The organism is Saccharothrix sp. CCNWYY140 (genome assembly GCF_037401995.1).
Classification (GTDB): Bacteria; Actinomycetota; Actinomycetes; order Mycobacteriales; family Pseudonocardiaceae; genus Actinosynnema.
In genome coordinates this window covers 1-8,562 of the sequence record NZ_JBBEGC010000203.1, presented here as the reverse complement: position 1 = coordinate 8,562, position 8,562 = coordinate 1, and the positions used below count along the sequence as shown (strand labels likewise).

General features: G+C 70.7%; 7 protein-coding genes. 5 read left to right on the top strand and 2 right to left on the bottom strand.

Going from position 1 to position 8,562, the window contains the following annotated elements; translation table 11 throughout:
* Positions 1 to 160: 160 nt before the first annotated feature.
* On the bottom strand, positions 161 to 1,618 hold the full coding sequence (locus WBN91_RS38050; protein ID WP_337729338.1) for an MFS transporter: 1,458 nt from the start codon (positions 1,616 to 1,618) through the stop codon (positions 161 to 163).
* A gap of 134 nt (positions 1,619 to 1,752) precedes the next feature.
* A complete protein-coding gene (locus WBN91_RS38045; RefSeq protein WP_309111732.1) occupies positions 1,753 to 2,514 on the bottom strand; it encodes a GntR family transcriptional regulator in 762 nt (253 codons plus the stop codon).
* A 241-nt stretch (positions 2,515 to 2,755) separates the two neighbouring features.
* On the opposite strand from WBN91_RS38045, the gene WBN91_RS38040 reads away from it, so the two are divergent.
* From WBN91_RS38040 to WBN91_RS38020, 5 genes are read left to right on the top strand one after another with little or no spacing between them, the layout of a single operon-like run.
* Positions 2,756 to 4,039, top strand: coding sequence for a sugar ABC transporter substrate-binding protein (locus WBN91_RS38040; protein WP_337729229.1), 1,284 nt, complete (start codon positions 2,756 to 2,758; stop codon positions 4,037 to 4,039).
* Positions 4,040 to 4,046: 7 nt separating this feature from the next.
* Positions 4,047 to 5,030 carry a carbohydrate ABC transporter permease gene (locus WBN91_RS38035; RefSeq protein WP_337729230.1) on the top strand — a complete coding sequence of 328 codons (984 nt, stop codon included), beginning with the start codon at positions 4,047 to 4,049 and terminating at the stop codon, positions 5,028 to 5,030.
* Positions 5,027 to 5,845: a carbohydrate ABC transporter permease gene (locus WBN91_RS38030; RefSeq protein ID WP_337729231.1), complete on the top strand. Its 819-nt coding sequence runs from the start codon at positions 5,027 to 5,029 to the stop codon at positions 5,843 to 5,845. Before WBN91_RS38035 ends, WBN91_RS38030 begins: the two co-directional genes overlap by 4 nt.
* Before the next feature lie 4 nt (positions 5,846 to 5,849).
* The gene (locus WBN91_RS38025) at positions 5,850 to 7,262 is read left to right on the top strand and encodes a glycoside hydrolase family 3 protein (RefSeq protein ID WP_337729232.1); all 1,413 of its coding nucleotides are present in this window, start codon (positions 5,850 to 5,852) and stop codon (positions 7,260 to 7,262) included.
* Positions 7,263 to 7,274: 12 nt separating this feature from the next.
* Complete coding sequence (locus WBN91_RS38020; protein WP_337729233.1) at positions 7,275 to 8,318, top strand: SIS domain-containing protein; 1,044 nt, start codon at positions 7,275 to 7,277, stop codon at positions 8,316 to 8,318.
* Positions 8,319 to 8,562: the final 244 nt, after the last annotated feature.

Here is an 8,562-nt window from a genome sequence, read left to right as displayed (position 1 = left end):
CCCGGAAAATGCGGTAGCCCTTCGGGCAGGCCATACGGGGATGACACAAGCAAGAAGCCCAGGCAGAGGTGTGCCGTCCGGCAGCTTCATGAAAAGCAGGGCGCGCGCAGGCCGGGGGTGGAGAAGCGTGCGCTGCGCGCAGGCGGGGGTGGGTGCGGGGTTAGGTGTGTACTCGGGGTGGAGGGGCGTCTACGCCGCAGGTGTGGCATTCGTGGCCTGGTTCTTGGGGGCGGAGGACGTTGTTGTTCGTGCCCAAGGCCAGCAGGCCGCCTGCCGCGCATGCCGCTGCGCACAGCAGGAGCGCTGTCTGCCAGCCGTCGGTCAGCGCCGCCGGGTCCGCATACCGATCACCCGTCAAGCCCACCGCCGCCGGTAGCACGGCCACCGCCAGCAGGCTCCCCGTCCTGGCGACCGCGTTGTTCACGCCCGATGCCACGCCGGCGAACCTGTCCGGGGCCGCCGCCAGCACGGTGGCTGTTACGGGAGCAACCACCACCGCCAAGCCCAGGCCGAAGACCACGATCCCCGGTAGTACACCCGCCAGGTAGGACGCACCGGGTTCGGCCTGCCGTAGTAGCAGCATTCCTCCCGCGACGAGCAAAGGTCCGATGACTAGCTGTGCCCGAGGTCCGAACTGTTGGGCCAGGCGACCGGATCTGGCGGACAGCGCCAGCATGATCACCGTGATCGGGAGGCTCGCCAACCCGGCCGCCATAGGCGTGTACCCGAGGGACACCTGGAGTTGGAGGACCATCAAGACCAAGACCCCGCCCAAGGCCGCGTAAACCAGGAACGTGAGGGCGTTGGCCAGCACAAATGTTCGGTCGCTGAACAATTGGGGCGGGACCAGCGGGTCGTGGCCACGGCGTTGCAGGAGGACGAAAGCCACCAAGCCGACGACGCCCACCACACCCGCGCCCACGACTAGCGGGTCGAGGCCGCGAGACGGGGCTTCGACCAGGGCGCCGGTGATCCCCGCCAGGCCCAGAGCTCCGACTACTGACTCCAGGATGTTGGGCCGGCCGACCAGGGTTTCGTCCTGCGACTCGGGGACCTTGGTCCGCGCCAGCCACACGCACACCACCGCCACGGGCAGGTTGACCAGGAACGCCAGCCGCCACGACCAGACCTGCACCAACAACCCACCCAACAACGGCCCGACCGCCGCAGCCACGCCGGACAGACCGGACCACGCACCGATGGCCCGCGCACGATCACCCGGCACGAAGGCGGACTGGATGATCGCCAGCGAACCCGGAGTCAGCAGGGCACCTCCGACGCCTTGCAGCACACGTGCGGCGACCAGAAGCTCCGTGGACGGTGCCAAGCCGCACAGCAGGGACGCCGCGCCGAACCAGATCACGCCGAACACGAAGACCCGCCGCTGGCCGTACCGGTCCCCCAGCGAGCCCGCGACCAGGATCAACGACGCCAGCGACAGCAGGTACCCGTCGAGGATCCACTGCAACCCGGCAACGTCGGCATCGAGCTCGGCCCCTATGCGCGGCAGGGCCACGTTGACGACCGTGCTGTCGAGCATCGCCATGCCCGAGCCCAGGATCGTCGCGGCGAGGACAGCCCTGGCGCGCGGAGTACCCCAAACGACCGTGTTCGCCACTCGCCCATTGTGGCCGCGCGAGGCCGCGTCGGCTTGTCGCGTCGGGTTTTGCGCCGATCGGAAGAGCTGATCGGCGCAAAACCCGACGCGACGAGCCGACTTCCAGGCGGCCGAGCCGACCCGGCGGAGCCGGGTCAATCAGACACTGGGCGGTTCAGGGTGGCCACGAACTTGTACCGGTCGCCCCGGTACACCGAGCGGACCCACTCGACGGGGTTGCCCTCGGTGTCGAACGAGTGCCGGGACAGCAGCAGCATCGGCAGGCCGATGTCCGCACCCAGCAGCTCCGCCTCCTCCGGCGAGGCCAGCGCGGTCTCGATGGTCTCCTCCGCGTGACCCATCTCGACCCCGAAGCGTTCCCGCAGGACCTGGTACAGCGAGGCACCGGGCGCCAGGTAGCGCCGCAGCCCGCGGAACCGGCCCAGGGCCAGGTGCGTGGTCTCGATCGCCATCGGTTCGCCGTCGGCCAGGCGCAGGCGGTGCAGGCGCAGGACCTTCGCGCCGGCGCGCACGCCGAGCAGCCTGGCCAGCTCGGCCTCCGCCGGCATCTCCGACGCCTCGATCAGGCGCGACGACGGTTGGCGGCCCTGTGCCTTCATGTCCTCTGTGTACGAGGACAGCTGAAGTCGTTGCGCCACCTTGGGTTCCGCCGCGAACGTGCCCTTGCCCTGCACGCGCAGCAGGCGGCCCTCGACGGTCAGTTCCGCCAGCGCCTGCCGCACGGTCGTGCGCGACACGTCGAACTCCGCGGCGAGCGACCGTTCGGTCGGGATGGGTGATCCCGGCGGCAGCGCGCGCAACAGGTCGAGCAGGTGCCGCTTGAGGCCCCAGTACTTCGGCTCGCGCTGTGCGCGAGACCTGGCGTCGACGCCAGTTGCCGGGCTCGTCTCCAGCATGCCTTCCTCCTCGACCGGTCAGCGCTCTCCCACGCACAGGATGCCTTGTCCACGTCGGATCGTGCGTGCGAACCCCCGACAACGCGTCCGCGAAGCCGGCGAAATTCGTCCGATGACTTTGCAACGTCTCGGCAACGTCCTTGACAGGTCCTGTGGCGAGGCACACTCTAGGCCGCATTGGTCTACACCACTTTGGTCGTTCCGGTCAGCGGGACCGGGGCATTGGGAAAGGGCGCACAACGTGAAGGGCTGGAGAGGACTGGCCGTAGGTGCCGCCGCACTCGCGGTGGCCGTGGCCGGATGTGGCACGAGCACCGACAAGGGCAGCGGCAACTCCGGTGAAGCCAAGACGCTGACCGTCTGGTTGATGGACGGCTCCGCGCCGACCACCCTCACCGACGCGTTGCACAAGGAGTTCCAGGACTCGAACCCCGGCGTCACCGTCAAGTACGACATCCAGAAGTGGAACGGCATCCAGGAGAAGCTGACCACCGCTCTGACCAGCAACAACCCGCCGGACATCATCGAGCTGGGCAACACCCAGACGGCGAAGTTCGCGGCCGAGGAGACCCTGCTCGACCTCAGCGGCGACGTCTCGGGCCTCAACGGCGACCAGTGGCTGTCCGGTCTCAAGGACTCCCTGACCTGGGACGGCAAGCAGTACGGCCTGCCGTTCTACGCCGCGAACCGCACGGTGATCTACCGGACGGACCTGTTCAAGGCCGCGGGCATCGAGAGCGCCCCGAAGTCGCGTGACGAGTGGATCGCGGCCATCGAGAAGCTCAAGGCCGCCAACGCGGCGGACCCGGAGTTCCAGGCCCTGTACCTGCCGGGCCAGTCCTGGTACGCGCTGCTGTCCTTCATCTGGGACGAGGGCGGCGACGTGGCCAAGGCGCAGGGCTCCGCGTGGGCCGGCGCGCTGAACACCCCCGAGGCCAAGGCCGGTGTCGACTTCTACAAGAAGCTGGTCGACGCCTCCGCCACCAAGGCCCCGAAGGACGCCGACGAGGCCACCCCGCAGCAGTTCGAGGTGTTCGCCAAGGGCAAGACCGCGATGATGATCGGTCTGCCGTGGGAGCTGGGCAGCGCCGTCAAGGCCGACCCGACCCTGAAGGACAAGACCTCGGCGTTCCCGATCCCGTCCAAGACCGCGGGCAAGACCGCCCCGGTGTTCCTGGGCGGCTCGAACCTGGCCGTCCCGGCCGGCTCGAAGAACCAGGACCTCGCCAAGGCCTACCTCAAGCTGCTGAGCAGCAAGAAGTACCAGGACATGCTGGCCGAGGGCGGCGCGGTGCCGGGCACCTCGAAGGACACGGCCAAGCTGGCCACCACCCCGCTGGGCAAGGCGCTCGCCGACTCCGCCCCGAACGGCAAGGTCACCCCGACCACGCCCGCCTGGGCCGCCGTCGAGGCCGGCCAGAACCCGCTGAAGGACATGCTGACCGCCTACCTGACCGGCGCGAAGTCGCTGGACCAGGCCACGGCCGACGCCAACGCCGCCCTGTCCAAGACCCTGGGCGGATGACCTCAGCATGACGGCGGTCCACACCACCGACGCCGCGGTGCCGACGAACTCGTCGGCACCGCGGCGTGCCGCACCGGGCGGCGCGCCGCGCCGTCGGGGCAGCGCCTTCGACCGGCTGCTGCCCTACCTGCTGCTGGCCCCCGCACTGGTCGCCATCCTGTGGCTGATCGGCTGGCCGGTCCTGTCCCTGCTCGTGACGAGCTTCCGGCAGCTCAACCTCAAGGAGCTGACCCGGGGCCAGGTCGTGTGGGTCGGCCTGGACAACTACACGAAGATCTTCGCCGAGCCGGAGTTCTGGACGATCGCGGTCCGCACCGTGGTGTTCACGGCGGCCGTGGTGGCGGTCTCGGTGGTGGCGGGTCTGCTGATCGCGCTGCTGATGCGGCAGATCAGCCCGGTGGTGCGGATCGCGTTGCAGGTCGCGATGCTGCTGGCGTGGGCCATGCCGCTGCTCGCGGCGACCACGGTCTACCAGTGGATCTTCGACCAGCAGTACGGCATCCTCAACAAGACCCTGGTCAAGCTGGGTTTCGACGCCTTCGCCGGGTTCTCGTGGTTCACCACGGGCACGTCGACGATGGCCGTGATCGGGCTGCTGATCGTGTGGCAGGCCATCCCGTTCCTGGCGTTCTCGCTGTACGCGGGCGTGATCGGCATCCCGCGCGAGCAGTACGAGGCCGCCGGCATCGACGGCGCCTCGGCCTGGCAGGCGTTCCGCAACGTCACGTGGCCGGAGATCCGGCCGCTGCTGCTCATGGTCACGTTCCTGTCCCTGCTGTGGGACTTCAAGGTCTTCGCCCAGATCTGGGCGTTCAAGAAGGGCGGCCCGGACGGCGCGAGCACCACGCTGCCCGTCTACCAGTACCTGGAAGGCATCTCCAAGAGCCACTTCGGCGTGGCCGCGGCGGTGTCGGTCGTGATGATGCTGCTGCTCGGGCTGCTCACCTTCCAGTACCTGCGCCGCCTGCTCCGCCAGGAGGGGTCACTGTGACGAAGAAGGTCACGGCCAACGTCGTCGGCATCGTCCTGTCGGTGTTCTTCGCGTTCCCCGTCTACTGGATGCTGTCCTCGGCGTTCAAGCCGACCAGGGAACTGGTGTCCACCGACTACGACCTCATCCCGCTGTCGGTCACCGCGACCAACTTCGCGACGGCGTGGAACAAGCCCGGGTTCCTCAGCTCGATGGGCAACAGCCTGTTCGTGACGCTGGGCGCGGTGATCGCGTCGATCGTCGTGGGCCTGCTGGCCGCCCTGGCGATGTCCCGGATGCGGTTCAAGGGCCGCAAGCAGTTCGTGCTGCTCATGCTGGTGGCGCAGATGGCGCCGTTCGAGGCGCTGCTGATCCCGATGTTCCTCATGATGCGGGACCTGGACCTGCTGGACCGGCTGCCGTCGCTGATCCTGATCTACTTCGCGGTGACGCTGCCGTTCTGCGCGTGGACGCTGCGCGGGTTCGTCAACGGCATCCCGCTGGAGCTGGAGGAGGCCGCGATGGTCGACGGCTGCGGCCGGTGGGGCGCGTTCCGCCGCGTCACGCTGCCGCTGCTCGGCCCGGGTCTCGTGGCCACCTCGGTGTTCGCGTTCGTCACGGCGTGGAACGAGTTCCTCTACGCCCTCTCGCTGATCAAGGACCAGGGCAAGGAGACGCTGCCGGTGTGGCTCTCCGGGTTCCAGAGCGCGTTCGGCACGGACTGGGGCGGCGCGATGGCCGCGTCCGCGCTGTTCACGCTGCCGGTCCTGGTGTTCTTCCTCATCGTCCAGCGCAAGATGGTCACCGGTGTCACCGCCGGTGCCGTGAAGGGGTAGGCGCATGTCGTTGCACCAGCTCGCCGCAGCTGTGCTGCTCCCGGGGTTCCACGGCACGACCGCACCGGACTGGCTGCTCAAGCGGGTCGCGGACGGGTTGGGCGGGGTGGTGCTGTTCGGCCGCAACGTCGTGGACGACGAGCAGGTCACCGCGCTGACGGCCGCGTTGCGCGGGGTCCGGCCGGACGTGGTGATCGGCATCGACGAGGAGGGCGGCGACGTCACCCGCCTCGACGCGGGGCACGGGTCGGAGGTGCCGGGCAACCACGCGCTGGGCGCGGCGGACGACCTGGCGCTGACCCGCGAGGTGGCGGCGTCGGTCGGGGCGCGGCTGGCGGCGTGCGGGGTGAGCCTCAACCTGGCGCCGTCCGCCGACCTGGTGCTCACGCTGGAGGACCCGGTGATCGGCGTGCGGTCCTTCGGGTCGGACCCGGCGCGGGCGGGCGCGCACGTGGCGGCGTTCGTGGAGGGGATGCAGGCGGTCGGCGTGGCCGCGTGCGCCAAGCACTTCCCCGGCCACGGCGCGTCCACTGTGGACTCGCACGTGGCCGTGCCGGTGCTGCCGCGCACGGAGGAGGAGCTGCGCGAGGTCGAGCTGGTGCCGTTCCGGGCGGCGGTGCAGGCGGGGGTGCGGTCGGTCATGACCGGGCACCTGGTCGTCCCGGCCTGGGGTGGCGCGCCCGCCACGCTCAACCCGCGCGCGGTGGCCGTGCTGCGGGAGGAGCTGGGCTTCACCGGGGCGATCATCACCGACGGGCTGGACATGAAGGCCGTGGGCGGCGACCTGGCGGAGGGGTCGGTGCGGGCGCTCGTCGCGGGCGTGGACGCGCTGTGCCTGGGCGGGGAGCCGTTGGACGACGCCGGCATCCAGTGGCTGGTGGACAGCATCGTGGCGGCCGTGGAGCGGGGCGAGCTGTCCCGGGAGCGGCTGGCGGAGGCGGCGCGGCGCACGGCGGCGCTGGGCACCCCGCCGGCGGCCGTGGACGGGCACGACCCGGAGATCGGGCTGCGCGCGGCGCGGCGGGCGGTCTCGGTGAGCGGGTCCTTGAAGCTGTCCGGCGCGCCGCTGGTGCTGGACCTGCCGGTCGAGCCGTCCATCGCGGTCGGGGACGTGCCGTGGGGCCTCGGGCCCTACCTGGCGGAGCTGGTGCCGGGCACCGAGGTGTCGTCCGCGCGGACCGCCGACGAGGTTGCGGCGGAGGCGGACGGGAGGACCATCGTCGTGGTGACGAGAGAGGCACATCGCCACCCGTGGGCTCGCGACCTGGTGCTCTCGCTGGTTAGTATTGGTCTAGACCTCGTGCACGTCGAGACGGGCGTGCCGGGTCCCGACCTGGGCACCGCTGCCCGCGTGAACACCCACGGCGGTTCACGGGTGTGCCTGCGTGCCGCGGCAGAGCGCATCGCCGCCAGCTGAGAAAGGGCTCCGATGACCGACCACCAGCCCGGCAGGCACATGGCGGCCGAGATCGACCAGCAACCCGCGATCTTCGCGGACCTGGTCGCCCGGCGCTCCGACATCGCGGCCGTCGCCGACGCGATCCGCGCCCGCCAACCCCGTTTCGTGCTGCTCGCCGCGCGCGGGTCGTCCGACCACGCGGCGCTGTACGCGAAGTACCTGACCGAGGTGCTGCTCCAGCTGCCCGCCGGTCTGGTGTCCCCCTCCACCACGACGCTCTACGGCGCCCAGCCCGACCTGCGGGACGTGCTGCTGGTGTCGGTCAGCCAGAGCGGCGGGTCCCCCGACCTGCTGGAGGTCACCGAGTCGGCGCGGGCGCGCGGCGCGCTGACCGTGGCGGTGACGAACACGGCGGACTCCCCGTTGAACGGCGCCGCGGAGCTGTCCGTGGACGTCGGCGCGGGCGTCGAGCAGGCGGTGGCGGCGACCAAGACGTACTCGGCGACGCTGCTCGCCCTGTACCTGCTGGTCGACGCCATCCGGGGCGGCAACGGCGCGCACGCGGCTGCCCTGGGCGAGCAGGCGTCGGCGGCGCTGGAGTTGTCGGCCGACGCGGTGGCCGAGGCCGTCCAGCGGTACCGGTTCGTGGACCGGGTGCTGACCACCGGTCGCGGGTACTCGCTGCCGTCGGCGCTGGAGGCCGCCCTGAAGCTGGCGGAGACCAGCTACCTGGCAGCGCGGGCGTACTCGGGCGCGGACCTGCTGCACGGCCCGGTGGCGGCGGTGGACCCGGAGACCGCGGTGCTGGCGATCACCAGCGCCGGACGTGGGGGCGACGCCCTGCACGACGTGCTGGACGTGGTGCACGGGCGCGGCGCGGACGTCGTGGCCGTGGGGTCGGCGGCGGACAAGGTGTCGGCGGCGCTGCGCATCCCGGTACCGGAGACGGCCGAGGAGGTCGCGCCGATCCTGGAGATCCTGCCGGTGCAGCGGCTGGCCCACGGGCTGGCGCTGGCGCGGGGCGGGGACCCGGACAGCCCGCGCGGCCTGAAGAAGGTCACGCGCACGCGCTAGACGAGTAATGCGCAACTCGGTCACTGGTCGTGGGCGGTGAGGGATCGGGTGACGCGTCGTTGATCTTGAGGTGCGGTCGGGACTCGGCACCCGCCGGCCGCAGGTTCCCCTGACCCACCACTCGACCGCCGCGTGCTTTTCCGCCGAAGGCGTTTCGCCCGAAGGGCGGGAGCTCTTGCGTTCCGCCAAGCGGCAGCGACCACGGGAAGGGCCTCGGTTTCTTTCCCCGTCCGGCCTGGGCGAA

What these genes read in the sequence shown, in the direction of transcription:
- WBN91_RS38025 (WP_337729232.1), top strand. Translation starts at nt 5,850, where the DNA reads ATGTCGTTGCACCAGCTCGCCGCAGCTGTGCTGCTCCCGGGGTTCCAC.
- WBN91_RS38045 (WP_309111732.1), bottom strand. Translation starts at nt 2,514, where the DNA reads ATGCTGGAGACGAGCCCGGCAACTGGCGTCGACGCCAGGTCTCGCGCA.
- WBN91_RS38035 (WP_337729230.1), top strand. Translation starts at nt 4,047, where the DNA reads ATGACGGCGGTCCACACCACCGACGCCGCGGTGCCGACGAACTCGTCG.
- WBN91_RS38020 (WP_337729233.1), top strand. Translation starts at nt 7,275, where the DNA reads ATGACCGACCACCAGCCCGGCAGGCACATGGCGGCCGAGATCGACCAG.